The organism is Halobellus captivus (assembly GCF_007655485.1).
Lineage (GTDB): Archaea > Halobacteriota > Halobacteria > Halobacteriales > Haloferacaceae > Haloquadratum > Haloquadratum captivum.
Genome location: NZ_VJXQ01000005.1, coordinates 184,063 through 209,967, shown reverse-complemented (window position 1 = coordinate 209,967; position 25,905 = coordinate 184,063). Strand labels below are relative to the sequence as shown.

The window sequence follows — 25,905 nt, the reverse complement described above, 5'->3', positions numbered from 1 at the left end:
AACCAAAGTTGCGAAATTCACTGGTCTTGGCATCTCAACACGGCTCGGTTGTGGATTTCCAAATCTATATGACAATGTAAGCCTGTGAACGTAGTATGCGTCTAGAGAGTCGAAACACTGATGTCGTAGTCGTCGGATCGGGAATGGGTGGCCTTGTTTCTGCGGTTAGAGCGCTTGAAGAGGGTGCAGACGTGATTGTGCTGGAAAAAGGAGACAAGGTTGGTGGGACGACACGTGTCACAGGAGGGTACATCGCGGTCGACGAAGACGCAGACCGAAACGTCGACCTATCTGAACCGATCGAAGACGGGCTGCAGTGGCTCGAAGGTAACGACGTCGAGGTCAACCGGATGCAGGAATGGGAGCACGGAGAATCCGTAACGTCGCGGATTCGGATCAATCCACCTCAGTTTGCCGATCGAATGCAGGAGCTTATCGAGGAGATGGGTGGAGAGTTGCTGACCGAAACGCCGTTCAAGGAATTGCGTACTGATGAAGACGGAGAGGTTACCGGTGTGGTCGCAGCCACGCCGGAAAACGAGCCGTTTGAGATCAACGCGCCAAGTGTCGTTCTCGCTGCCGGTGGTCGGAGCGCGAACGGAGCGATCCTCTCAGAGTACTTTCCACACTCTGACCTCCTTTTGGGGCGTGATCCGTGGTCAACGGGCGACGGGTATTTCGCGGCGAAAGAGGTGGGAGCGAAGTCTACCGAAAATCTCTCCGAGCCGATCGGGGTAACACGTCCCTCACCGCCAGCAGAGATCGCGTTCGAGGATATGCGTTGTGGGCAGATATACGACACGTCATCAATCGCAGTCACGACCGAGGGATATCGATTCACGGATGAATCGGCCTCCGCCTCCCAGAGTGATAAATTCGTGAAGGATTATCTGAAGGACGTTGAAGGCGAGGTCTACCTGATCATCGATCAGGACATATACGAGATGGATAGTCGGTACCAAAGCACAGTCGAAGAACGGCTTGAAATGGCCCGGGAGTTTGGCGGTACGGTAATCCAGACCGACTCTCTCGATCAACTGTGTGATAAACTTGATGCACAGGGCGTCGACGGGGATCAGGTCCACAAGACAATTACAGAGTTCAACGCCGTTGTTCGCGGTGAACGCGACACGGCACTCCAACCACCACGGGAAGGGTACCGGGATCCGATCGACCGTGCACCGTTCTACGCAGTCAAGGTGCTGCCAGCCATTTTGTATTTTGTCGGCGGCCTCGATATCGATGAAAATGCCCAGGTTGTGTCTCGTACGGTCTCTACAAGCACACTACCGTATAAGCCGGAAACAAACGGTGAGTCTGCACGGGAACCCATTCCAGGATTGTATGCCGCCGGAGTTGAGGTTGGAAAACGCACGGAGGAAGGTTACTATGGCGGTGGCCTTTCACTTGGACTTGCGGCGGGACGAGTGGCAGGAGAGCACGCAGCGAAGCGGGCGAAACAGACGGTATCCGGTCAACACTGAGGCGCTGCCGTTAGTCGGTTCGATGACGATCGATCTCCGTCTCCAAGACGGACTGGGCGTACGCACCATACATTCGTGCTTCGACCTGCCCATCGGAGAAAAATAGCGTCGCGGGTCCGCCGACCACATCGTACCATTCATCCAATTTTTTTGCGGCGTCAGGCCCATAGGTCGCAAAGAGTGCAATATCAGTTGGTGCAGAATCAAATATGGCGTCGAAGGTTGTGCGTACCTCTTCACATGGCGGGCAATCGTCGCGCCAAACGTAAATGATCGCCGTATCGTGAAGCAGTACGTAGAGCGGGAGTCGCTCTCCAGAGATTGAAACGAACGCTTCGGGGGCACCTCCGTCTGGCGGAGAATTGAGAACGGTATCGAAGAACGGGAGTGTCCGCAACCGGTCGGTGTGTGTCAAACCGGTCTGTTCGGCGAGCGTCAGATATTCGGGAACGATAGCTGGTACTTGATCACTCAGCGTTAGTAGAGTGTCTGTTTCTGTTGCGTCCGTTGTCACTGCATCGACGATGGGTCGCTTGTCGTCCCGACTCGTTCCGTTCAGGCGATCACGTGTCCGATCGAGTTCTCGGAGAAAATCATCAGAAAACGCGATTGAGTCGGCTTGCAACTGGAATACGCCTGCCTCGATCAGGGATTCGAGGAGGTTTTCGGGATCGACGTGAGGTTCGGCATTCATACGATCGGGGCTTGGGATTACTGCCGGTTAAATATTGATCCCCGTTCCAATCCTCTCGTTCAGTACCCCACTTACCGGTAATGCCCCAACAAATACTTATATCACGAAGAGAATTCAGCGCTATGCCGGAGATTACTGTTGGCCAGATAGGACTTGGAAGTATGGGCGGAAGTGTGGCTAAGTGTCTGATAGATGATGGCTTTGACGTACTCGGGTTCGACATCAGTGAGGAGGCTTGCGATTCACTTTCCGAATACGGTGGTGACATCGCTGCTTCGGGAGCCGAAGTCGCTGCAGAGTCAGATATTCTCCTAACCGCACTCAATTACCCCGAAATCGTCGAAGAGGTGTACCTTGGGGACGGCGGAATCGTTGAGGGTGCCCACGACGGACTAGTGTGCATCGAACAGAGTACGATCCCACCAGAACCAGCGAGACAGCTCGCAAAGGAACTCGACGAGCGAGGTATTGAAATGTTGGATGCTCCATTTCTCTCTGGCGGGCCACAATTCGCCCGAAATGGGACGATGGTGCTACCCATCGGCGGCGACAGAGCACTATACGACGATGAAGACATCCAGTCAGTGTTGGCTTCAATGTCACGGGAGTTCCATTATATGGGTGCCGTCGGGAACGGAAAAGCGACGAAGCTTGTGAGCAATATCATGGCGCTAGGACACGTGGTCCTTTCACTCGAAGCACTGTCACTGGGCGTAGCGCAAGGCCTCGACAGTCAGGACCTCTTTGAAACGCTGAAGTATGGTGCGGGTAGTTCGGTGATGTTTAGGGTTGCGGTGCCGTCTGCGCTGAACCGGGATTTCTCCCCGAGCTTCCCGGTGAAATCTTCACAAAAGGATCTTCGGTTTGCGCTCCGGGCTGGCGAAGACATCGACTTCCCAATGCACGTTACGAATTCGATACTGCAGCTCTACACTGCTGCCGCGGCGAGCGGATACGCCGACGAAGGATCTAGTGCCGTGGTGAAGGTATTCGAGGAGTGGACAGGAAGCTCCCTCGAATCTGATGACGAGGTCGAAGTTGACATTGACGACCCGGTTTACACCGCCTAATTGAAACTGACCCTGGCGAGTCACCGGACCGATTCGCTGAGGTAGTCGGGTGAGGAATTATATACAAGTCGATCATTGGTCGGGTATGGAATACACCACACTGGGTGAGACTGGGATGACTGTTTCGAAGATTTGTCTTGGCTGTATGAGCTTCGGCTCGAACGCACGACGGGACTGGGTGCTTGGTGAGGAACAGTCCAGAGAGATAATCGAGCGAGCGATTGATTTGGGTGTCAATTTTTTCGATACTGCAAACGTATACTCCTACGGAGATTCAGAGCGGGTCCTCGGGAATGTGCTCTCCGAATACGATCGGGAACGACTCGTCGTTGGAACGAAAGTCCTTGGACAGATGGACGAGGACAACCCGAACTCTGGTGGACTCTCCCGAAAGTCAATCGATCAAGAGCTACGACATAGTCTAGACCGCCTCTCGATGGACCGAGTCGATCTCTATCAGATTCACCGGTGGGATTACTCCACTCCGATTGATGAGACGCTGAAAGCACTCGATACGGCTGTTGAAGACGGGTTAGTCCACAACATCGGTGCCTGCTCAATGTGGGCGTATCAGTTCGCAGAGTCGCTACGTCAAAGCGAGATCCTACACACCGAGTCATTTTCGACGATGCAGAATCAGTATAATTTGACCTACCGGGAAGAAGAACGGGAGATGCTTCCGTTGTGTGAACAGAAAGGAATCGGCGTCGTCCCGTGGAGCGCACTCGCGCGTGGGTTTTTAACTCGACCGCACGAGGAATTTACTCGGACTGAACGCGGACAGCACATCAGCAAGGATGATCGGATCAGCAAACGCATCGATGCCTACAGAGCCAACGGCGGAATCGAAATCAACGAGCGTGTGGAGGCGCTCGCTGAAGAGAAGGGTGTGAGTATGGCCCAGATCGCTCTCGCGTGGTTATTCCAGAATGACTACGTTGATGCCCCTCTTATTGGCGTGACAAGTATTGAGCACCTTGAAGATGCAGTCGAGGCACTGGAAATCTCGCTGTCGAAAAGCAACGTCACTTACCTAGAGGAGCCCTATAATGCAGTCAATGTTGTGGGTCACAAGTAGGCGGGAAACTTCGCCGCTACCGTATCTCTAGATTTGTTGGCCTATTCTAGCCGCGGAGCGAAGTACATCGCTGATATCGGTCGCACTGTCGATCTCCTCGATAGCTGTTCGGAGATCATCGACGGCTGTTGGTGAGCAGTGGGAGTGGTTGAGAACCTTGTCGGCCACATCCTGGGTTTTGAGCGGATTCTTGAAATGCCCTTGGGGATAATCGACACGATGCTCAACCTCGTCAGTGGTTGTTTCGATAGTTACCCTGTGTGAGAAGGTATCTCCGTATCGCTCGGTGAATGACTCATCATGATGAACCTCGATCGTATCCATCAATGCCACGACATCGTCTTCCTCCAATCGGCTCTCGTCAAGTTCATCGGGACCGATTGTCCCGTCGATAAGCGTCCGTGCGAGGCAGTAGGGAAGCGAGTGGTCTGCGGTACCACGAGTCGTCGGACGCCATCTTCCGGATCCGGCAGTTGCTCGAATCGCGATGTCGTAGGTATCTACGTCTATGGAGCGAATGTCTGTGGGATCTAAACCTGTCTCTTCGACAATGTCGGTTACACAGTCGATACCAGCAAGGATGTGGTGACAAATTGGGTACCGCTTGAGATGTGTCTTGTCGATTAGAAACCCATCACTAAGGGCCAGGTCAGCGGGATTCAAACCAGGATCAACAACGCTATCAATACCGTATGTCCCGGTAAATACCTGGGATGGACCCCGGATTCCACTCTGGGCCAACTCCGCCGCGACTACCCCATTGCGCGCAACGTTGCCAAACGCGAAGCTCTTCCACTCCGAGAGCGGGGCTTGTCGCGCCTGCAGGAGCCCGAGGTGACCAGTTAACGAAATGCTCACAGCTTCTTTTAGCTGCTTTTTCGAGAGGTTCATCAGTTTCCCGACGGCGAGGGGAATGGAGGCCAGACCGTAATTCACGTGATCAAACCCGTTGCCGGTAAAGCTGGCCAGGTCGCAAAGTCGGCACTGGATCTCATAAGCGAGAACTGTTGCCAAGAGTATGTCGCGCCCGTTGCTCTCATTAACTTCACCGGCTGCCAAGATGGCACCCACGTTACCGGATGGGTGAGCAGCCTCGGCTGTCAGGTATGTATCGTTCCAATCGAGGTATCGAATCATTCCAGCGTTGGAGAAAGCGGCATACTCCAGAGAGGCGGTCTGATCTGTTCCAAGTATCGACGCGTTCTCAGTACTACTTTTCGTTGCTGCGTGGGAAACCAGTCGTTGTACGGGCTCCTCTTTGAGGGCCATCAGACCGACCGCTACTGAATCAAAGAGCCGGAGTTTCGCCGTTTCAATCGTCTCTGGGGGAATATCCTCGTATGATAGCTCAGTGGCGAACGAGCATAGTGCATCTACGAGATCGTCGTTTGCGGATGAATTACTGGTGGACACTGATCGATTGATCAGCGGAGTAGTCACAAATAATTACTGGTGGATGTGGTCGTTCTGTGAGTAGTACTGTGCCGATGGGTCCAGCACTACAAACAGGATGTGAAGGCTGATAAGCGGAGAATATAGCTCAATATTGGCAGTTATTTTATAGATCCCACATATGCGGATGTGGTATGAATTAACATTACAAGCCATAGGTCACTTGTGAACGAATAACAATTAGGTTTTGAGATACCAAATGGAACAAGACACCAAAAATCCCGATCGAACTACCAAAGGATATCATAGATGTACGCTTGTTATTTCCACAGTGCACAATCCAAATTTAAACTCAAATCCGGCAATATTGGATATTGTATGCCCGGCTCGTATCCTCGATTGTCAACTCGGAGCATCCAAAGCGGACGGATGCTTCTCACGATCCAGCCCTCTGAACTCCGTTGAGGGATGAAATATGGGTGATCTAAGCGTCGGTTGCCTCGGTGAGCAGATTCGCTATGTGGAACCACCACCGCCGTATTGGTAATTAACAATAATTGTATCAGCAGCCTCTCTGACGTATCGTATCAATTTAGTCCGATACTCCTGTTCACGAATACGCCCTGTTGGGCAGTTGATAGTCACTGATCCAAGTATGTCGACGTCAACGCCCCGAACGCTGTTGGAATCCGCCTTGTTGATGAGAAGTGGCGCGGCAACCATCCCCATTCCAATCACCTGCTCGTCCCAGTCGGCAGCGTATCCATTCTCTCGAACAGCCTCTAACTCATCAGTGAGCGTCGGGAGGTCCGTGATTGAATGCTCAGTAACGGGGTCCAGACCTCGTTTCTCCGCAATTTCGCGAACACGATCCTGAGAGTAGTGTGCGAGGATAGCTTTCCCGCCTGCAATCGTATGTAGCGGTGCACTGATCCCAGGGTAAATTCCAACATCAACTGCTTGTGACCCCTCTTCGATGTGAAATACAACCGCTTTCCCCTTGTATTCAATGTGGAGCACAGCGGCTTCCCCAGTTTCGTTGGCTATTCGCTGCAGCTCCGGTTTGGCTTTGTGGAAGAGTGCTTCTCGGTGTTTCAATTTATTGCCGTTTGTGAAAAATAATAACCCCGGTTTATAACGGCCCTTCTCTCGGTCCACATATCCTGTTTCCGCAAGCGTGTGCAAATAGCTATGCGCGGTACTCAAAGGAATATCCATCTTATTAGCCAATTCTTTTGGGGTCAAGCTTTCGTGTTCCCACAGAATATCAAGAACAGTGAATGCCCGCGTGACGGTGGTGAGCGTTGATTTAGATTCCATATCAGAGGATAGATATCCAAGATAATTAAACCCATTCACGGAGCCGACGCGCGGGTTCCGATAAGTTTGAGAGGTCGTGGAGAATCGTAATCCGACATCCGTTACCGCAGTAGTATGGGTAATTGCTAGAGAGTCAGCTGAGACGGTGGTAGTTACCCGTCTGTAGAATTATCGCTTGCCCGTTCGAGGATATTTTCAGCCTGCTTGAGTACCGGTGCGTCGATCATTTGACCGTCAACACTGAATGCGCCATCAGAAGCGTCCTTGTTGGCCTTGACGACCTTTTTTGCCCAAGCAATCTCTGCATCGTCCGGGGTGAACGCAGTGGTGATAACCTCTACCTGTGATGGATGGATCGCGAGCTTCCCATCAAATCCCAAATCCACGGCTTGCTTCGATACTTTCTGAAGCTCTTCAGTATCCTCATAGTTGGTATACACCGTATCTATCGCATCCACATTGTGTGCAGCTGCTGCCACAATCAAGTGCTGACGGGCATACTGTATCTCTGCTCCTGTCGCCGTGCGCCGGGCATTGATATCCGTTGCAAAGTCTTCACCACCTAATACTAATGCGTCAGTCTGCGATCCACTTGCGATCTCAGCGGCCGAAAGAATCCCTTTTGCAGTTTCGATGAGAGCGAATACCTTGAGTGAGTCACCCTTATCGGGGAGCGCCTGTCCAATCCGATTGACATCAGCTACAGACTCTGTTTTGGGGAGCATCACGGCGTCAAGGTTCGGAAGTACACCATCCCGTTTGAACGATTGGAGCTCGGCTATCCCATCATCTCCCCGATTGAGACGGACACAGAGTTCCGTACCGGGGGGCGTTGAAACCTCTGTCAAGAACCTCGAAACGGCACCGATCGCCGAATCTTTTTGTGTTGATGGAACAGCGTCCTCAAGATCAAAAACGACCGTGTCAGGGCTCACTTTGACTGCCTTGCTGAACAGGTCCGGTTTGTTACCAGGCGTGAATAATACACTTCTTCGGGGCATACGACCGTAGATTAGCGATTTCAAAATAAGGATTCCGGTCGGGTAATTGAAGGACTTCTATTCGGTTGCGGTTCATTCCAGAGCCGAGTGAGTCCACAGATTGGACAGTATTCCCGCGAAACAGTGCTGGTCGATACTACTGTAACGTAGACTGCTCAAATTGAACGCCGTACAGTGGTTCTCCGCTAGGATGCGAAAGCCGTCAGAGACACCACCGAACCGAGAGATACGAACGTTTTTTACAGAGTCTTGCTTCAGACCATATTACTGAAGTCTACGACTATGACAGACAACGACCCCAAAAGCAAACAGATAGTTGAGGGATGGCACGGAAGGTATTACGAGGACTTTGAGGTCGGCGACGTGTACAAACATCCGTTTGGTAGAACCGTAACCGAGACAGACAATGTCTGGATGACAAACATCACAATGAATCTGAATCCAATGCATTTCAACGAGGCCTACGCCGCCGAAACGGAGTTCGGCGAGCGACTCGTCGATGGAACGTTCGTCATCGCTCTGTCAGTCGGAATGTCCGTTATCGACATCTCGGTTAACGCTACGGCAAATCTGGGCTATGATGATATCAGACATCACGCACCGGTATATCACGGAGACACCCTCTTTGCGGAGTCCGAAGTAACCGCAAAACGTGAGAGTTCTTCGCGAGACCACGTCGGAATCGTCACCACGAAGCTGCGGACCTACAACCAAGATGGAGAACTAGTCCTCTCATTAGAGCGTACACCGATGGTGCTGAAGCGCGAGTACGCGAAACCATCTGCGGAACGACCGCCAGGATGGCCGGAAGACGTTGGTACCACGTCGGAGGACGTATCGTGACCGTCGAAAACCGGATAAACGGCGCGTTACCCATACAGACTGCCACGGAGGCGGCTTCCAAGGTCCCGTCTGAGGCTACTGTACTCGTAAGTGGCTTCGGGAGCGTTGGATATCCCAAAGCCGTTCCACTAGCACTCGCAGAAAGTGCACAGAACCATTCGCTGACCGTTATCAGCGGTGGAAGCGTCGGTGAAGAGATCGACGAAGCACTCGTGACAGCGGAAAAGATAGAACGGCGGTTCCCATATCAATCCCAGCCACAGCTACGTGCAGCCATTAACGAAAATCGTGTCGCCTATCACGATAGAAACGTTTCTGACGTTGCTGATGAACTCCAATATGGAAACCTAGCAGATCCCGATATCGCGATCATCGAAGCAATTGCCGTCGGCGAGGATTGGTTAATCCCATCGACGTCAATCGGCCAGACACCAGCGTTCGTCGAGAGCGTCGACCAGTTGATCGTTGAAGTCAACTCCTCACAGCCTCTCGCGCTCCAAGCGGTGCACGATATCTATCGGCCAGGACCACCTCCTGAGAGAGAACCAATTCCGCTGTCGTCACCGGGAGACCGGATCGGACAGTCGAAAGTAGAGTTCTCACCGGATGCGCTGTGTGCGGTCGTTGAGACCGACCGCGCAGATTCCCCGTACTCATTTCGATCACCAACAGAGACGGACAGAGCCATCGCAACGCAGTTTGGAGAATTCGTCCGTGAAGAGATGGAACGCTCATCTGTGTACGACGATTCATTGCGTCTCCAATTCGGGGTTGGCAGTCTAGGAAACGCGCTGATGGGCGAACTAAACGAGATGTCATTCGACGGCCGAGAGGTGATCTACTACGGGGAAGTAATTCAGGACGGATTGCTCGATATGATTGACTCTGGCAGGCTTTCGAGTACGAGTGCCACCTCCCTCGCACTTTCCGAAGACGGACAAAAACGGCTGTTTGAGGATATCGATCGATATAGTGAGAACATTGTTCTCCGACCCACAGATGTATCTAATAATGGGGCAGTTATCGATCGGTTCGGCGTGATGGCCGTCAACAGCGCCGTGGAAGTCGATATCTATGGAAACGTAAATTCCACACACGTCGGGGGGACGACGGTGCTGAACGGAATCGGAGGAAGCGCTGATTTCAATCAGAATGCACTTGTTGCCGTCTGTACGCTCCCCTCTGTATTAGCGGATAAAGGGATCTCACGAATCGTCCCGAAAGCAGAGCATATCGACCACACAGAACACGACATTGACGTGGTGGTCACCGAACAAGGTGTAGCGGACCTTCGTGGCCTGTCACCACTGGAACGAGCCACTGAAATCATTGAGAGCTGCGCTCACCCGGATCATAGAGACAGCCTGAGAGAGTACCTTCAAAAAGCGAAAACACAGGGTGGCCACATCCCGCACACCACCTAGATATCCAGGCGCATACTGACCAGAATAATAAGCAGGCAGATTGGCTTCCGAAACCACCCAATTCCAGGTCTCCGACTGAATCATCAATGAACGGTCATCACAGGAATCACATTCTCGTTCTATGCACGTCCGCATTTTTTGTCACGATGGCCGCTCGATTAGCGGTTAGTCCGCTGACACCGTTCGTGCTCGACGAGTTCGAGATTTCCAAATCGTTAATTGGGGTAGCACTGACGGGGATGTGGCTTGCATATGCCCTGACACAGTATCCTAGTGGGGTCCTCGGTGAACAGCACGGAGAAAAGAAAGTTATCCTGTTATCTCTCGGTGGAGTTTGTGTTATGAGCGTGTTGTTAGGCCTCACACCCGTATTTGAGCTATTTTTTGTAGGATGTATTCTTCTCGGTGGATTCGCCGGTTTGGAGTACGCCGCAGCAACGACGTTTCTGACGAGGAAGTTCGACAGAGATGGCAGAGTCATAGGGATTCATGCTTTCGGGGCTCCATTTGCCGGTCTCGTTGTACCTGTGCTTATAACGTGGATTGGAGTCCGATACGGATGGCGGCTGGCGGTTATATCTACAGTAGCGGTATCGCTCCCGGTGTTCGTACTATTTTATTCGAAGGTCGGACCAACCGCGCCCACGAACCCAACACAATCGTTTACTGACAGCGTTAATCTGGATATCGTCACCGAGTTAATCCGACAACCGCCGATATCTTTCTCGATCGGCATCGCAGTCGTGGGCGAATTTTATAATCAAGGGCTGATTTCATTTCTCCCCGTGTTTCTCGTCCAGTACCACGGCTACAGCGCAACGGCTTCTGGAGCCCTTTTCTCGCTCTTCTTCCTGGGCTCCGCGCTTGGTAGCGTTACTATCGGATCAGTCTCGGATCGCTTCGGACAGGATCTGACAATCGCGGGGTGTCTGCTACTGGTGGTCGTCGGCATCGCTGTGATTTTGACACCCTTCAGTTTGGCTCCTCTTCTCGGTGTTACACTGCTCGCGTTTGGAACATGTCTCGTTATCGTAGTTCAGACCCGTTTTCTCGACCGAATGACGGACGGAGACCGTGGTACCGAGTTCGGTCTCGTCAGAACCGTATATATGATTCTGGGATCGCTTGGATCGGTTACGGTCGGTATCCTCGCGGAATCGTTCGGTTGGACCGTTGCATTTGGTTTGCTTGCAGCATTATGTGTAATGAGTATGGCGTCTATTGCGGTAAATCGATGGCTCCAGCTAGGGTTGTGAGCCAAGGATCTCAGCAGAATCGCCTCGGGTCAAACGGTTTACAGGGATAATGATTTATTATGAGTGAGATGTTTCATTTGCGTATGGCCCTACGTGAACAATCTGAGCACTACCAGCATTTTATTAATGGCGAGTTCGTCGAATCGACCGGAGATACGCGGATAGACGTCGAATTCCCCTATAACGGAGAGATCTGGGGATCCGTACCGCACGGAACCAAAGAAGACGTTGATCAAGCGGTCAACGCCGCGAAAAAAGCCTTCCGAGAGTGGAGACGAACGACCATTTCAGAGCGATACGACTACCTGCATTCGATCGCGGACGCGCTCGACGATCACGCCGAAGAACTCGGCGAACTCGAAACGAGACAAAACGGTAAACTGATCCGCGAGATGCAGGGTCAGGCCTCTGGATTCGGTGGTACACTCCGTCACTACGCAAGTCTCATCGATTCTGACCGTGGTGAGGTCATCCCGGTCAACACCAAGGATGAGGGAATGTTCAACTACGTTGTTCACGAACCCTACGGAGTCGTTGGTGCAATTACGCCCTGGAACTCCCCGCTCCTATTAACAGTCGGAAAGCTCGGTGCCGCACTAGCAGCGGGGAACACATTTGTTCACAAGCCGAGCGAACAGACACCGGTGAGCGCACTTCGGATGGCTGAGATCATCACTGAAGAAACGAATCTCCCAAAGGGAGTGTACAACGTCGTCACCGGACACGGAGACACCGGTGCGGCGCTCGTCGACAATGAGGATGTAGATAAACTGGCGTTCACTGGAAGTTCCTCGACCGGGCGGAGTATCGCAGAGAGCGCCGGTCGTAACCTGAGTCCAGTGACGCTCGAACTCGGAGGGAAGAGCCCGAACATTATGTTCCCCAGTGCTGAACTCGAGAACGCCGTAACTGGGGCGGTTAAGGGTATCTTCGCTGCGACCGGCCAAACGTGTGTTGCGGGTTCGAGAGTGTTGGTGCACGAGGAGATTTACGATGAGTTCGTCGACAGGTTTGTCGATCGAGCGTCGCAGATCCGTCTCGGCGACCCGCGAGAGCCTGAAACAGAGATGGGGCCGATCGCCTTCGACAAACAGTGGGAAAAAGTGCGGAAGTACATCGACATCGGAACGTCCGAGGGAGCGACAATCGCGTACGGTGGCGACCGACCGGATGATCTCCCGGGCGACTGTTTCATCGAGCCAACCATCTTTGTCGATGTAGACAACGAGATGACGATCGCCAGAGACGAAATATTCGGGCCTGTCGCAGCCGTTATTCAGTTTTCCGATGAAGAGGAGGCAATTGAAATCGCAAACGACACGCGGTACGGACTCGCCGCTGGCGTCTGGACCGAAGATATGCGACAAGCACAGCGCGTGGCGAATCAAATCGATGCTGGAACAGTCTGGATAAATGAATACCGTACGGGTGCGACTCGTGCGCCGATCGGCGGCTTCAAAGATAGCGGACTCGGACGAGAAGGTGGAAAGGAAGGGCTAGATGAATATCGACAAGAGAAGTGCATCTACATTGACCAGACTGGTGAAGTAGCGAACCCGTTCCAACTACGCTAAGTGCGCTATTAGCCGTAGATTCGTCGAGACAGTTTATCGTCGTCCCCAGTAACCCAAAGCGCTTAATATTTCCCACATTTTATCCTGACGTATGGACTTCGATGCGGACGTAGTCGTTGTCGGCGGAGGTATTGCTGGGCTCGTGTCGACCCTTCGATCGTTAGAGTACAGCGAAAACGTGGTTTTGCTCGAAAAAGCTCCCACACTAGGGGGGACACTCCCAGTAACTGGCGGCACGTTCGCCGTAGAGAAGAACAAAGATCCAGCGATTGACGTGTTTGAGCCGGTCGAAACGGGAATCGAATGGCTAAGAGATCATGGAATCTCCGTCAATGATCCCGATGATCGGTGGTTGACTGACGATGCCGAACGGATCGGTCGGATAGATACGTTACAGTTCATCGACGAGATGGCAGCGTTAATCGAGGAGAACGGCGGCGAGATCCACAGGGAGACGGCGTTCAAGCGACTGAAACTTGACGACGAGGATGAAATCTCTGGTGTGGTTGCCCACAACGAGAATGGAAAATTCGAGATTAATGCAGCCAGCGTAATCTTGGCGACCGGCGGGTTCAGTGGAAACGCGGATCTCATCGAACAGTATTTTCCGCACTCAAATATCTGGAATGGCCGCCACCCGTGGTCAACGGGAGAGGGCTTCATCGCAGCACGAAACATCGGTGCGAAGACCACGCGAGGGCTCTCGAACGCGCTGGGCGGGGTTCGACCAGCGCCGCCTGCTCAGATCACAGACGACAACCGTCGAGACACAAGTACCGTATACCGGGACCAAACGGTTATTCTCAACGCCGACGGTATCCGATTCACCGACGAGTCGAAAGCCGTGAGCGGATCAACCGGTCTCGTCTCACAGTTCCTCAACAACGTCGAGGAAGACGGGTATCTCGTCTTAGATCACGATATCTACGAGTCCCATACGGATCAAATGGCCTTCAGCCCCAAAATCGGAACACTCGTTGAGGGCGCACGAGATGCAGGTGCGCCCGTCGTCGAGGCTGAGACGCTTGAGGAGTTAGGGAACGGACTCGATGAACTCGGCGCGGATGGCTATCAAGCGGTGGAGACGATCAGGACGTTCAACGCAGCCGTCCGCGGCGAGAGCGACGAGCGGCTTCGACCACCAAGGGAGGATAACCGGTATGCGATCGATGAACCACCGTTCTATGCGATCGCGGTTCAACCAACTATCGTGTACATCCGCGGTGGACTCGACATTAATCATAATGCAGAGGTAGTCTCACAGCAGCGATCGACAACCGGACTGGAGTACGTTCCGACGGATATGACCCAGATTAGCATCGAACCGATTCCGGGTCTGTACGCCGCTGGGATCGAAGTCGGTCGTTCTGAAGATCACAGCTATTACCACCTTGGGCTCTCTCTCGGTCTCGCTACTGGTCGAACTGCAGGTAAACACGCTGCGAAGCGTGCCAAAGCCAAACAAGGAGAGCAGCCTCCTGCTGGAACGTCATAGGCTCGTTACTGACTGCATCTCCTCTGTTGGTTTGCACCGGAGATAGTATCTAAATACCTGTCCAAAAGTCCCTACTATTTGTCCGAAAATATTCTGTTGGTGACGTGTTACAACAACTTATTTATACTTGCAGATTTTTGGTAGGGCCGAATCTATGAGTGAAGAATCACCACAGATTACAGGGGGTACTATCAGCCGACGGAGGGCCTTGCAAGTTCTAGGAACGACGTCAATTGCAGGACTCGCAGGCTGTGGCGGAAATAGTGGGTCTAGTGACGGGGGCGATGACAGCGACAGCGGGGGAGGCGACTCAGGCGGGGGCGAACTTGGCGAGCGGGTCGCTACACAGCAGTTCGAGTTCTGGTCCAATCTTGGGGGAACCTCAAGTATGCTAGAGCGCGTCTGTCCAATCGTTCAAAGCAATATGCAAGACCGAATGGGAGTGGAGGTCGAACTAGTCCCCACCGAATGGGCTACGAACGTCGAAAATTTCCTGCACGACGAACGAACAGCTTCCCTGACGCTCTGGGCGCACACTAACAATCTCTCCCGACTCGATCCGCAGGGGTTGACGCGTCGGTTTTCGGCTGATTATGCAGGTGCGAATGGACAGTCCAACACGCCGAACTGGGCAAACTGTGAGTACACGTATCACGCTGTCCAGCAAGGGCAGGCACCGGACGACGAGACACGCAGAGAGCACGTGAACAGCGCGATGGAGATCTGGAGCGAAGAGATGGCTGGCGTTCCCGTGTTCAGTTATCTCGCATACGGTGCAGTCAACACTGAGCAAGTCAACCCCGGGAGTATTGGTGATGCCGGAGTTCTCGACCAGAACCCGCTCGCGCTCATCAACTCCGAGCCCATTGATGATAACCAGATCGTGTACAATATATCATCAGTGACGGTCCAGACAACAAACTTCCCAACGATCGATTACGTACCGGGAATATGGACGCGTCTCGTTCACTCGCCGCTCGTTTCCTACGACGAGAACTACGAACTTCAGAACGTGCTGGCAGACAGCATCCAAACATCCAATGAGGGTAGGCAAGTAACGGTAGAGCTCATTGACGGTGGTACCTTCCACAACGGCGATCCGATTACTGCCGAGGACGTACAGTTCACGTTCCAGCTTATGTCCGAGAATGCCACCAACTACCCGTACGCATCGTCGCCGCCGTACGAATCGATAGAGGTTGTCGACGATCAAACGGTCCAGTTTAACCTCGAGGAGCCGTACCCACCGCTAGAGGGCAATGTCTTCGCGCGCTGGGGAATTCTCCATAAGGACACCTGGGAGCCAGCGATGGATGATCCGGACGGATTCGAATTTGATCCGATTATCGGGTCGGGACCGTTCGAGGTGTCGAATATCACGATTGGTTCGAGTATGCAACTTACTCCAGCTGATTCCCACCCAGTATACAGCCCGGACCACGATCTGTACCTTCAGGTGTATCAGGACACCCAAACGATCATCCAAGCATTCCTAGCTGGTGAGATTGATATGGCTGCGCGGCTCTCGACGGGTACCGCACAGCGGGTGCGAGACGAAATGGGAGATGCCGGAGATGTTGTCATTGCTGGCGGCATCGCCAATTACGCTGTGTACCCGCAGGCCAACTGGGGCCCGACGAAGTTCCAGGAGTTCCGGGCCGCTATCGGCGCTGCAATCGACCGGCAGCAAGCGAATGAACTGGGTTGGCGGGGCGATTCAAATGTGGAACTCTACTCGTGTCCGTTCACCGAGATTCATCCGTGGCGACCACCAGAGGACAGGCTAACACAAATGACTGATGACCCGACGGGAGACGAGGAACTGGCACGCCAGCACCTCTCAGAGGCAGGTTGGGGGTGGGACGACCAAGGTCGGCTCCACTACCCACCGGATGCTGATCTTGATGCACTCTGGCCGCAAGGTGAGACGCCATCCCCTGAGGATTTCGCGTGTGTGACTGGGGAAAACGATTACAATTCGGACTACACTCCCTCCTAGCTGATCTCCAGACCCAGTTTCGCATCGTATAACCGTTTACTCGAGCTGCTGACTCTGCGTGACGTGTTCACTCCGTGGAATTCCGCTGATTCTCTGTTAGTTCTTGTTTCACGGAGTCGCGATCCAATCATTGGCCGATGATTACCCCTTCCATTTTTCTCCGCGTATGACACCTAACTACAATTCTAATTCTCTTCCTTCTCTGTGTGTGAACTGATCAGTATTCGTCTGCCGCTTCCCAGTTGGGTTTCGTGATATCGAATACGGTAGTGTAGAAATCCTCGTGTCGTCGTGTGCTTTTCTGAGCGACCTGTTCCGAATTGAGTCCACAGCAAGTGGTGGAAGTGTAGCTTTTCCTGATGTCACTACTGGCGGGTTTACCCACCTCGAATATCGAAACAGGAGTTTCCCCGCAAGCAAGTCACCAACTGAGAAAAATAGGTTGGGTTAGTTGTTATCGACTGAGACTCGTGGGTCGATGTAGCCGTACAGGATATCGACCGCGAAGTTCCCGACGACGACGAAGGTTGCGACTAAGAAGAAAACGAATTGTACCACCGGGAAGTCACGGGCGAACACAGCCTGTACGAGTGCGTAGCCAATTCCTGGCCAGTTGAAGACCATTTCGATCACGACGAGACCTCCGATGGCTCGCGTCATCGAGATCGGGTACAGCGTGACGACTGGGAGGATTGCGTGGTTCATCAGCCGTTTGAGTTGCTGTTCTCCAGGAAGACCAGTCATCCTGTGATAGTAGAAGAAGTCCTGCCCAAGGACCTCAACGACGTTGGTTCGCATAACGAGTGCCGGTAGGTAGGTATATCTGGCCACGATCGTCAGGAACGGCAGCGCGTAGTGGATTGCGAAGTCTTTGGTTAAGTAGGGCCGCCACCACGCGAATTCGCTGCTGTTGTACGGGTTGGAAAAGCCGAACATTCCGGACGTCGGCACCAAGTTTAGCCATCCCGCGAACACGATGATAAACATAATTGCTGTGACGAACGATGGGAATGATCCGGTCAGGATGAGCGGGATCAGACCATATTTCTCTTCCTTTGATCCCCGTCTGTTCCCGAGGAATCCACCGATCAAGGTACCGAAGATGTAGCCAACCGTGATCGCGGGGCCAACAAGGAGAAGTGAGTTGAAGATTTTCATCTTCACGAAGTCCCAAACGGGGATTCGGAACTGGAGTGACGATCCAGCGTCACCTGTCAGGAGGTTAGTGACATATCGGAAATACTGGACGTACAGCGGGTCGTTCAACCCCCATTTTTCTTGCATTGCTTCAACGGTCGCCTCGTTTGCGCCTTGAAACGCCATCAGATCTGCGTAGGAACCGGGGAGCATCCTGAAGAAGAAAAACAAGAACGTCAGGATCAAGAACAGTAAGACGACCGTCTGTACGGACCTGAAAGCGACGTAACGAACGCGGCTCATCGGTGATCACCCAGCGAATGGTTCTGATTAAGCACTGTACGAACCCCGCAATCGGCGGGTTTACTAGTCGGTTGTAACATCATTGTGCGGACACCTCCGGTTCCTGTTGCTCCTCGTCTGTATGCGCTGTTTCCGTATGCTGTGGATGATCATAATACAGGTGGCAAGCCACCTTCCGGTCATCATCCGATTCGACGTCGATGAACTTGGGCGTCTGCTCACAGACGTCCATTCGATCGGGACATCGATCTCGAAACCGACACCCGTCTCCGATTCCGACGGGGTTCTGTACATCGCCTTCTAGCGTTGTGTAGCCACGGTTGTACTTCGGGTCCGGAATCGGAACTGCATCGATCAATGCTTGGGAGTACGGGTGTTGTGGATCTTCTAACAACTCACTGGTGGGTGCAGATTCAACGATCCGTCCAAGGTACATCACGTTAATCCGGTCACAGACGTACGATACCGTCGAAAGGTCGTGAGAAATGTAGAACATCGACACGTCCAGTTCATCGACTAACTCCGAAAGCAAATTCAAAATCGATGCCTGAGTCGAGACGTCGAGCATTGAGACCGGCTCGTCCGCAAGGATAACTTCTGGCTCCAAAATAAGCGCACGGGCGATTGAGACACGCTGGAGTTCTCCGCCACTCATCTGTCGGGGGAACCGATCGAGATACTTTTCCGGTGGGTTGAGCTCCACTTGTTCGAGGATATCGACGATACGCTCGTCAACGTTTGAGATGTTGTGTATCTTGAGTGGCTCTTCGAGCGTTTCTCGAATGGTCAGCTTCGGGTCGAGTGAATCGAAGGGATCCTGGAAAATGATCTGAACGTTGCGGCGGAACTCCTTCCAGTCTTTTCGGCCGAATTCGGCCGTATCATTGCCCTTGAATAGAATCTTTCCATTTGTCGGTTGGTAGAGCCCCATCAGCGTCTTGAGGAGGGTCGTTTTGCCACATCCGCTCTCGCCGATGACACCCTGAGACTCGTTACTGTCAAGCGCAATCGACACCCCGTCGACTGCCTGTACCTTCTCGTTCTCCCTGCGCAGGAGCGTATCAATTATGCTTGTGCTTTGATCGAAGTACTTCTCGAGGTTCTGCGTCTCGAGGACCGGCCCCGCGTTCTCCGTCATTGGTCACCCCCAGTCTGCGCCACAGTTTCGTTTTCAGCGCGGTACTCCTCGAGGACTTCTTCTCGCCTGAAACAAGACACCGGATGATCTTCGTCTCCGCCAACAGGTTCCAGTGAGGGCGCTTGTTCCTGACACTCGGGGACTGCCCACGGGCAGCGGTCGACGAACGTGCAGTAGTCGACCTCCCCCATATTCTGCGGAGGGTTCCCTTCGATGATACCGAGTTCGCGATCCGGATAACGGAGATCGGGAAAAGCCTCCTTGAGGAGGATCGTATAGGGGTGGTGAGGTTCCTCGTAGATGGTTTCGACAGTGCCGGTTTCGGATATCTGTCCTGCGTGCATCACCGACATCCGGTCGCAAGATTCGAAAACAAGACTGATATCGTGGGTGATGAGGAGCATTCCAATCTCCCCGTCCTGTTTGATCTCGTTGAGATATTTGAACACCTGATCCTGCATAATGACGTCAAGGGCAGTCGTCGGTTCATCGGCGATCAGGAGGGAGGGTCGAAGAAACAGAGCGAGTGCAATGACCGCACGCTGTTGCATCCCGCCGGAGAATTGGTGCGGGTAGTCCGTCACCCGTTCCTTCGGAAGGCCAACGATATCGAACATCTCACGGAGGCGTTCAACCGCCTCATCTTTGCTGAGATCTGTGTGGACTCTCGCGATCATTGCCGCCTGTTCGCTGATTCGCTGTAGGGGGTCCAAACTGTTCATCGACCCCTGCGGGATCCACGAGATCTCTTTCCACCGGAGCTTCTCATTGAATTCCTTCTCGGTGTAATCCTGTATCTCTTCACCCTTGTAACGGATCTTTCCGGCCGTAATCCGTCCGTTATCATCAAGGCCCCCTAATGCTGCCTTGGTTATCGTGCTCTTTCCGCATCCAGATTCGCCGACGAGCCCGAAATACTCGCTGGTGTTAATCGTAAACGAGGCATCGGAAACAGCGGTCAACATCCCGTTCGCTGTTTCGTACTGGACTGTGAGGTTTTCGGCTTCAAGTAGTGGTGTAGTCATTGTGATTATCCAGCCTGTACGAACGCTTCTTCGTTACCCTGTCCAGCGATGTTCTCGTAGCTACGACCGAACATAAACGTTGCAAGTACGGTAAATGCGATCATCAATCCGGGCGGGAGCGACCACCACCAAGCTTGTGACATCAATCCCGAGTTGTATGCACTTCGAACCATAACGCCCCAGGATGGAATAAACGGACTGGTAACCCCCAGGAACGCGAGCGTTGCTTGGATCAAGATGCTGAATCCGATACCGAGCGAGAAAAACAGCACCGCCATCGGCGCAATATTTGGTAACACGTGTTTGAAGACGATTCTGGTCCTACTCGCACCGGCCGCCTTGCTGGCTAGAATGAAGGGCCGCTCGCGTATCTGTAGCACTTGTGATCTGAGAACTCGAGCATTCCCCCGCCAGAGTAATAGTCCGATCACTACGATTGATTGGACAAATCCGATTCCGAAAAGCGAGACGAGGACGATCGCGAATGGGATGAGGGGGACACCGTACACAACATCAGTAATTCGCATCAGCGTATTGTCGACGCGGCCACCGACGTACCCGGCAGTAACACCGACGGTCATTCCAATGCTAATAATCATTGATCCGCCGAGCAGACCGGTGATCATTGTCGGCCGAGCTCCGTAAAGGAGCCTAGAAAAGATATCCTGCCCGATGTTGTTCGTCCCCAGTGGATGGGCGAGAGACGGTGGCGCCGAACGGAGTATTTCCCCATTCACGTAGAGTGTTTCATCGTATGGGTAAGGCGCGAGCATTGGTCCGAACGCACCGAGAAACAAGACAAAAACGAGATAGCTGAAATACACCATTGTCGCTTTGTCTTCCAGCATAAGTCTCAGAGATCCAACTACATTACGCACCACGTAATTGTTGGCAAATCGATTATCCATCAGACTGAGGTTATTCTTAACCATTCTTCCTCTGAATCCCAATGAGGAAACCCCTACATATAGGTTTTACCTTGATATACTGCCACTTTTGCTAGGCGGAAAACCTCTTTTTCGGAGACCAGTGTGGCAGGCTACAGCCTTCTCCATCGATCACTTTCGCAGTATCTATCAGTAGCTATTTGTAGGCGATCACCTTACCGATTTGTATGGCATCAGTTACCGTTGGGCAGATCGGGCTAGGAAGAATGGGAGGAGGCATCGCATACCATCTTGTCGATGAGGGATTCGATGTAATCGGTTTCGACATTCAAGACGATGCCCTTGCAGAGTTTGAAGCGCACGGTGGGCGGATTGCCGAATCAAACGCGGAACTCGCTTCAGAGGTGGATATCCTCCTTAGTGCACTGAGTTATCCGGAAATCGTCGAAGCGGCTTATCTCGGGGATGACGGAGTTGTCCACGGAGCACACGAGGACCTCATCTGCATCGAACAGAGCACTGTTCCGCCGGAATCAACGCGGGAACTTGCCGCCGACCTCCGAACCCACGGGATCGATCTGCTCGATGCCCCATTTTTCGGAGGCCCAGATAATGCAAGGAATGGCACAGTACTCCTGCCAGTAGGTGGCCCGAAAAGCGCATTCGATGATGATAACGTCCAAGCCGTTTTTAGTTCAATTGCTAGGCATACACAGTACATGGGCGAAAGCGGTGCTGGGAAAACAACGAAGCTCGTAAACAACTGTATTTCGCTCGGAAACACCGTTCTTGCGCTGGAGGCACTTTCGTTGGGAGCAGCGCAGGGGCTCGATGTGCGTGATCTATTCGATACACTAAAATTCGGGGCCGGGAGTTCGGTAGCATTTCGCGTGTTGATGCCATCGGCGCTTAATCGGGATTTTGAGCCCGGTTTTCCCGTCGAATACACACAAAAAGACCTCAGATACGCTCTACGGGCTGCAGAGGACGTTGATTTCCCAATGCACGTGATGACGTCGATACTTCAACTGTATACTGCGGCCGCGGCCAGTGGGTACGCAAAAGAGAATGCACCTGCAGTAATCAAAGTTTTCGAGCAGTATCTCGATGAGGCCTTGGAAGTCGAAGAGAAAATCGAGGTCAACGCAGCCGAGGATCCGATTCTCAGTAGTGGCCCCTGAAAATCCCAAGAGGCTCCTTTCTCGATCCGACGCTAGCAGGGTAGATATGGACCGCTCGGGGGTGAAGACGCCCAGTCTGTGGGGTAACGCCTAATATTAACAAATTTATGTAAAGGTTTATACCGTCTTATCATATTGGTAGGGGTATGGCTGACAGGCGACGAGATACCATACCACGACGAAAAGTGTTAGGATCAATCGGTGCCCTCGCAATGGCTGGGCTCGCCGGGTGCGGTGGAAACAGTTCCGGCGATGGCTCCGGAGACGGAGGTAGCGGTGACGGTGGGGGCGGGCAGAATCTCGGTGAACGTGTCCCCGAACCGGTCACTGTGGAGTACTACGCGAATATTGCTTGGACATCATACCAAGAGTCAATGGCCCCTGTGATAACCGAGAACCTCGAAGAGCTTCTTGGTGTCTCCGTGGATGTCCGGCCGGTTGCGGCCGGAACGATGATCGAGAACGTTATTGAAGATCAGCGCAATTCGCACTTCTCGTTTTTCTCTTCGGGGATGAACCCAATGCGGTTAGATCCTCATCAGATGACCCGCCGCTGGGCGATCGATTGGGCCGGTGGAGACGGCCAATCAAACCTCGCAAACTACGCTAACTGCGAGTATTCAGAATTGGCGATGGCCCAAGGTTCAGCCACGTCTCCTGACGAGAGACGAGACCTCGTCAACCAAGCCCATTCGGTGATGAGTGAAGACGTTGGGCTCATTCCAGTTCTTCCCGATATCCTGCGGGGTGCGTACAACTCCGAACGAGTGGATATCGGTGGTCTCGGAACAACAGGAATCCATGATACGGCACCATATCCGTTAATCAAGTCGACTCCGACGCAGGGAGACCGAATTGCCGTGAATGGCAATCCATCCCTCCTCAGACTAAAGAATTACTACAAGCAATCCGCAGGACCAGCACTCGCACGCCTCAATACATATCTGCATTCGCCGCTCGCAGAATTCGATGAAAACTTCGAGTTAACCCCGGTCCTCGCAGACGACTGGCAAGTTTCCGAGGATTCCCAACAGATCGACGTTCAACTCAGAGAGACGACGTTCAGCAATGGAGATCCCGTCACGGCAAACGACGTCAAATACACCTTCGAACACATCTGGTCGAACGTCGGAGTATACCCGTATGCCGAACCACCTGAGGAGTACACGATCGAGGTCAATGACGAGCGCTCGCTCACGTTCCAGTTTGGATCCCCCCGTCCGGCCTTCGTTCCAACGAAGTTCCCCCGCTGGGGAATCGTGAGCGAGTCAGCATGGACTGAAGCAGGCGCAGAGGAGGATCCAGAGACGTTCACGCCCCCGTTCGTGAACTCAGGTCCGTTTGAAGTGACGGAATGGACGCAAGGTGAGTTCCTCTCGATGGATCCGCGTGAGGACGAACATCCGGTACACAACCCGAGTCACGGCGTCGATTACGTGTCCTATACTGAGGAATCCGCAGTGATGGAAGCATTCCTCGCAGGTGAACTCGAAATCGTGAGCAGTATCTCTGCCGGTGCCGCCCAACGAGTCGAAGAGGAATTCGACGCGGGTGAGACAGTGATAAACTCCTCAATGTGGCCTCACTATCTCGCTCCGCAGCATCCGATAGCTCCGGTCAAATTCCGTGAATTCCGTGCGGCTGTTGGTCAATCCTTGGATCGATCCCTCATGAATGAGCTGGCGGCGAACGGTGGGGCAGAACCCGAGCAGACGCTGCATTCGGTTGTATTCCTTCCATCACACCCATCGCGTCCACCGGAAGATATGCTCTATCAGATGACCGACGATGTCACTGGTGACATCGAGGGCGCGCGGCAACGGCTCGAAGACGCTGGTTGGGGCTGGGATAACGATGGCGTCCTACGGTATCCTGCAGATGCAGACACCTCCCCGCTCTGGCCAGCAGGCGAGGAACCCACTTCCGAGAACTTCAGCTGTATCAACGGTGACGGCGAGATGACGTTTGAATAGTCGTCTTCCGTCGCAACCCTCTCCTCAGCCTGTCGCTTGCCGCTCCAGAAACCGTTGGTTCTGACTCACTCACTAGGAGTGTGAGTCATCACACGGGGCGAATGGCGTGTATATAATAAAACTTTATACCACTTCTGCGTTTACCGGTTCCTATGGATGTCAGGTCAGGATTGGGAAAAATAACGAGGGTTGATGTCAGCGGTGCACTGGGGGATTCCGATTTCCGGAAAGCCCTCGGAGAGCGTTCGACGAAACTCGCGATGCTCTTTCTGTTAACGTTGCTGATCCTAGCGCTTTTCGGCCCGACAATTATGCCCTACGACCACGACGAGCGGATACGCGGTGAAGATGGGGGGCTTCTTCGCCTTGCTGAACCATCGCTTACACACCCGCTTGGAACTACCGACTCGGGATACGACGTTCTGACTCGATTAGTCGCGGGTGCGAGGCCGACAGCGATCACCGGTCTGCTGGGTGGCGGGATGATCATCGCAATCGGTTCGTTTATGGGACTGACTTCGGGGTACGTTGGTGGTAGATCTGATGACGTGCTTATGCGAATTACCGACGTGGTGTATGCAGTGCCAGTCATCCCGTTCGCGTTGGTTCTCGTCGCTATTCTTGGAGTGGGATTCTTTCAATCCATCCTTGTGATCGGCCTAGTGCTTTGGCGAGGGAGTGCGAGGGTTATCCGATCGCAGGCGTTACAGATACGTGAACAGCCGTTTATCCTCTCCGCGAAGGCGGCGGGAGCAAGTACACCATACATTATCGTCAAGCACGTACTGCCGAACGTATTACCGATGGCGTTTCTGTTCTTTGCGTTGGGTGCTGGATACACGATTATCCTCCAAGCAGGACTCGCGTTCTTGGGCGTCTCAGATCCGACGGTCCCCTCTTGGGGGATTATGATTAGAAACGCGTACAATTCGGGTCGGCTCACCACGGCTTGGCCGTGGGCGATCGCACCCGGACTGATGATCTCATTCACAGTACTATCGTTGTATACACTCGGACGAGGATACGAAAACGTTGCCGGGGATGGCGATGGCGACGCGGCGGCATACGGGGCCGCATAAAAGAAACATAAGTTACACAAAACAATGAGCGAGCCACTACTCGAAATCGAGGACCTCACGATCGAATATCAGACCAAAAACGGGGCCGTCACGGCTGTCTCAGACGCTTCCTTCGCTGTAGATGTGGGGGAATACTTCGGACTTGCGGGTGAATCAGGGTGCGGAAAGTCAACTGTTGCAAAGTCTCTGTTAGGCATCCTGGACGATAACGGGCGCGTTAGCGCAGGGTCAATTAGATACAACGGTGAGGAGCTGCAAAATAAATCCCAACAGTACCTGAACGAAAACATCCGATGGAAGGAGATCTCCTACGTGCCGCAGAGTTCGATGGATTCGCTCGATCCGCTAAAGAAGATCAGCAAGCAGGCCTTGGAGATCGCAAACACTCACTCCGATATGAGCGAATCTGAGGCACTCGATCAATTTAAGGAGATGTTCGAGATTGTCGGCATTCAGGAAAACCGAATTCACGATTATCCCCACGAATTCTCTGGTGGGATGCAGCAGCGTGCAATCATTGCACTGGCACTCTTCTTGGATCCTTCTCTCATT

Annotated in this window: 21 protein-coding genes; 13 read left to right on the top strand and 8 right to left on the bottom strand. The window is 53.0% G+C overall.

What is annotated here, in order from left to right:
* The first annotated feature begins 95 nt into the window (after positions 1-95).
* A complete protein-coding gene (locus FJT57_RS13545) occupies positions 96-1,484 on the top strand; it encodes an FAD-dependent oxidoreductase (protein ID WP_144906110.1) in 1,389 nt (462 codons plus the stop codon).
* A 10-nt stretch (positions 1,485-1,494) separates the two neighbouring features.
* Here FJT57_RS13545 and FJT57_RS13540 read toward each other — a convergent pair whose 3' ends face one another.
* Positions 1,495-2,178 carry a thioredoxin family protein gene (locus tag FJT57_RS13540; protein ID WP_144906108.1) on the bottom strand — a complete coding sequence of 228 codons (684 nt, stop codon included), beginning with the start codon at positions 2,176-2,178 and terminating at the stop codon, positions 1,495-1,497.
* Positions 2,179-2,300: 122 nt separating this feature from the next.
* Between FJT57_RS13540 and FJT57_RS13535 the strand changes: the two genes are divergently transcribed.
* Both FJT57_RS13535 and FJT57_RS13530 read left to right on the top strand, forming a co-directional pair.
* Positions 2,301-3,248: an NAD(P)-dependent oxidoreductase gene (locus FJT57_RS13535; RefSeq protein ID WP_162524362.1), complete on the top strand. Its 948-nt coding sequence runs from the start codon at positions 2,301-2,303 to the stop codon at positions 3,246-3,248.
* 85 nt (positions 3,249-3,333) lie between these two features.
* Positions 3,334-4,326, top strand: a complete 993-nt coding sequence (locus FJT57_RS13530; RefSeq protein WP_144906104.1) for an aldo/keto reductase — start codon at positions 3,334-3,336, stop codon at positions 4,324-4,326.
* A gap of 27 nt (positions 4,327-4,353) precedes the next feature.
* Here the strand turns inward: FJT57_RS13530 and FJT57_RS13525 are convergent, their stop codons facing one another.
* From FJT57_RS13525 to FJT57_RS13515, 3 genes are all read right to left on the bottom strand, one after another.
* Positions 4,354-5,739: an MmgE/PrpD family protein gene (locus tag FJT57_RS13525; protein ID WP_162524361.1), complete on the bottom strand. Its 1,386-nt coding sequence runs from the start codon at positions 5,737-5,739 to the stop codon at positions 4,354-4,356.
* Positions 5,740-6,234: 495 nt separating this feature from the next.
* Positions 6,235-7,038: an IclR family transcriptional regulator gene (locus tag FJT57_RS13520; RefSeq protein ID WP_144906100.1), complete on the bottom strand. Its 804-nt coding sequence runs from the start codon at positions 7,036-7,038 to the stop codon at positions 6,235-6,237.
* A gap of 152 nt (positions 7,039-7,190) precedes the next feature.
* Positions 7,191-8,039 carry an HpcH/HpaI aldolase/citrate lyase family protein gene (locus tag FJT57_RS13515; protein ID WP_144906098.1) on the bottom strand — a complete coding sequence of 283 codons (849 nt, stop codon included), beginning with the start codon at positions 8,037-8,039 and terminating at the stop codon, positions 7,191-7,193.
* 282 nt (positions 8,040-8,321) lie between these two features.
* Here FJT57_RS13515 and FJT57_RS13510 point away from each other — a divergent pair, with 282 nt between their 5' ends.
* The 6 genes from FJT57_RS13510 (at position 8,322) to FJT57_RS13485 (ending at position 16,630) form a co-directional block, all read left to right on the top strand.
* Positions 8,322-8,882: a MaoC family dehydratase gene (locus tag FJT57_RS13510; RefSeq protein ID WP_144906096.1), complete on the top strand. Its 561-nt coding sequence runs from the start codon at positions 8,322-8,324 to the stop codon at positions 8,880-8,882.
* Positions 8,879-10,306, top strand: coding sequence for an acetyl-CoA hydrolase/transferase C-terminal domain-containing protein (locus FJT57_RS13505; protein ID WP_238993998.1), 1,428 nt, complete (start codon positions 8,879-8,881; stop codon positions 10,304-10,306). The genes FJT57_RS13510 and FJT57_RS13505 overlap by 4 nt, the downstream gene beginning before the upstream one ends.
* 86 nt (positions 10,307-10,392) lie before the next feature.
* Positions 10,393-11,562 carry an MFS transporter gene (locus FJT57_RS13500; protein ID WP_144906092.1) on the top strand — a complete coding sequence of 390 codons (1,170 nt, stop codon included), beginning with the start codon at positions 10,393-10,395 and terminating at the stop codon, positions 11,560-11,562.
* 83 nt (positions 11,563-11,645) lie between these two features.
* A complete protein-coding gene (locus FJT57_RS13495; protein ID WP_203229188.1) occupies positions 11,646-13,136 on the top strand; it encodes an aldehyde dehydrogenase family protein in 1,491 nt (496 codons plus the stop codon).
* 91 nt (positions 13,137-13,227) lie between these two features.
* Complete coding sequence (locus tag FJT57_RS13490) at positions 13,228-14,631, top strand: FAD-binding protein (RefSeq protein ID WP_144906088.1); 1,404 nt, start codon at positions 13,228-13,230, stop codon at positions 14,629-14,631.
* Between the two features lie 154 nt (positions 14,632-14,785).
* Positions 14,786-16,630 (top strand): ABC transporter substrate-binding protein, encoded by a 1,845-nt coding sequence (locus FJT57_RS13485; protein ID WP_144906086.1) that lies wholly within the window; start codon positions 14,786-14,788, stop codon positions 16,628-16,630.
* A gap of 447 nt (positions 16,631-17,077) precedes the next feature.
* Here FJT57_RS13485 and FJT57_RS13480 read toward each other — a convergent pair whose 3' ends face one another.
* From FJT57_RS13480 to FJT57_RS13465, 4 genes are all read right to left on the bottom strand, one after another.
* Complete coding sequence (locus FJT57_RS13480; protein WP_144906084.1) at positions 17,078-18,070, bottom strand: ABC transporter permease; 993 nt, start codon at positions 18,068-18,070, stop codon at positions 17,078-17,080.
* Positions 18,071-18,149: 79 nt separating this feature from the next.
* A complete protein-coding gene (locus FJT57_RS13475) occupies positions 18,150-19,208 on the bottom strand; it encodes an ABC transporter ATP-binding protein (protein ID WP_144906082.1) in 1,059 nt (352 codons plus the stop codon).
* Positions 19,205-20,233, bottom strand: coding sequence for an ABC transporter ATP-binding protein (locus tag FJT57_RS13470; RefSeq protein WP_144906080.1), 1,029 nt, complete (start codon positions 20,231-20,233; stop codon positions 19,205-19,207). Before FJT57_RS13470 ends, FJT57_RS13475 begins: the two co-directional genes overlap by 4 nt.
* A gap of 5 nt (positions 20,234-20,238) precedes the next feature.
* Complete coding sequence (locus tag FJT57_RS13465; protein ID WP_144906077.1) at positions 20,239-21,165, bottom strand: ABC transporter permease; 927 nt, start codon at positions 21,163-21,165, stop codon at positions 20,239-20,241.
* Positions 21,166-21,347: 182 nt separating this feature from the next.
* Here FJT57_RS13465 and FJT57_RS13460 point away from each other — a divergent pair, with 182 nt between their 5' ends.
* The 4 genes from FJT57_RS13460 to FJT57_RS16715 form a co-directional block, all read left to right on the top strand.
* Positions 21,348-22,301, top strand: coding sequence for an NAD(P)-dependent oxidoreductase (locus tag FJT57_RS13460; RefSeq protein WP_144906075.1), 954 nt, complete (start codon positions 21,348-21,350; stop codon positions 22,299-22,301).
* 146 nt (positions 22,302-22,447) lie between these two features.
* Positions 22,448-24,274 (top strand): ABC transporter substrate-binding protein, encoded by a 1,827-nt coding sequence (locus FJT57_RS13455; protein ID WP_144906073.1) that lies wholly within the window; start codon positions 22,448-22,450, stop codon positions 24,272-24,274.
* A gap of 152 nt (positions 24,275-24,426) precedes the next feature.
* Positions 24,427-25,353 (top strand): ABC transporter permease, encoded by a 927-nt coding sequence (locus tag FJT57_RS13450; protein ID WP_144906071.1) that lies wholly within the window; start codon positions 24,427-24,429, stop codon positions 25,351-25,353.
* A gap of 24 nt (positions 25,354-25,377) precedes the next feature.
* The coding region (locus FJT57_RS16715; RefSeq protein WP_203229187.1) for an ATP-binding cassette domain-containing protein at positions 25,378-25,905 on the top strand (528 nt) is incomplete at its 3' end.

What these genes read in the sequence shown, in the direction of transcription:
- FJT57_RS13470 (WP_144906080.1), bottom strand. Translation starts at nt 20,233, where the DNA reads ATGACTACACCACTACTTGAAGCCGAAAACCTCACAGTCCAGTACGAA.
- FJT57_RS13520 (WP_144906100.1), bottom strand. Translation starts at nt 7,038, where the DNA reads ATGGAATCTAAATCAACGCTCACCACCGTCACGCGGGCATTCACTGTT.
- FJT57_RS13480 (WP_144906084.1), bottom strand. Translation starts at nt 18,070, where the DNA reads ATGAGCCGCGTTCGTTACGTCGCTTTCAGGTCCGTACAGACGGTCGTC.
- FJT57_RS13495 (WP_203229188.1), top strand. Translation starts at nt 11,646, where the DNA reads ATGGCCCTACGTGAACAATCTGAGCACTACCAGCATTTTATTAATGGC.
- FJT57_RS13465 (WP_144906077.1), bottom strand. Translation starts at nt 21,165, where the DNA reads ATGGTTAAGAATAACCTCAGTCTGATGGATAATCGATTTGCCAACAAT.
- FJT57_RS13485 (WP_144906086.1), top strand. Translation starts at nt 14,786, where the DNA reads ATGAGTGAAGAATCACCACAGATTACAGGGGGTACTATCAGCCGACGG.
- FJT57_RS13450 (WP_144906071.1), top strand. Translation starts at nt 24,427, where the DNA reads ATGGATGTCAGGTCAGGATTGGGAAAAATAACGAGGGTTGATGTCAGC.
- FJT57_RS13490 (WP_144906088.1), top strand. Translation starts at nt 13,228, where the DNA reads ATGGACTTCGATGCGGACGTAGTCGTTGTCGGCGGAGGTATTGCTGGG.
- FJT57_RS13510 (WP_144906096.1), top strand. Translation starts at nt 8,322, where the DNA reads ATGACAGACAACGACCCCAAAAGCAAACAGATAGTTGAGGGATGGCAC.
- FJT57_RS13515 (WP_144906098.1), bottom strand. Translation starts at nt 8,039, where the DNA reads ATGCCCCGAAGAAGTGTATTATTCACGCCTGGTAACAAACCGGACCTG.
- FJT57_RS13500 (WP_144906092.1), top strand. Translation starts at nt 10,393, where the DNA reads ATGAACGGTCATCACAGGAATCACATTCTCGTTCTATGCACGTCCGCA.
- FJT57_RS13475 (WP_144906082.1), bottom strand. Translation starts at nt 19,208, where the DNA reads ATGACGGAGAACGCGGGGCCGGTCCTCGAGACGCAGAACCTCGAGAAG.
- FJT57_RS13535 (WP_162524362.1), top strand. Translation starts at nt 2,301, where the DNA reads ATGCCGGAGATTACTGTTGGCCAGATAGGACTTGGAAGTATGGGCGGA.
- FJT57_RS13455 (WP_144906073.1), top strand. Translation starts at nt 22,448, where the DNA reads ATGGCTGACAGGCGACGAGATACCATACCACGACGAAAAGTGTTAGGA.
- FJT57_RS13530 (WP_144906104.1), top strand. Translation starts at nt 3,334, where the DNA reads ATGGAATACACCACACTGGGTGAGACTGGGATGACTGTTTCGAAGATT.
- FJT57_RS13545 (WP_144906110.1), top strand. Translation starts at nt 96, where the DNA reads ATGCGTCTAGAGAGTCGAAACACTGATGTCGTAGTCGTCGGATCGGGA.
- FJT57_RS13540 (WP_144906108.1), bottom strand. Translation starts at nt 2,178, where the DNA reads ATGAATGCCGAACCTCACGTCGATCCCGAAAACCTCCTCGAATCCCTG.
- FJT57_RS13460 (WP_144906075.1), top strand. Translation starts at nt 21,348, where the DNA reads ATGGCATCAGTTACCGTTGGGCAGATCGGGCTAGGAAGAATGGGAGGA.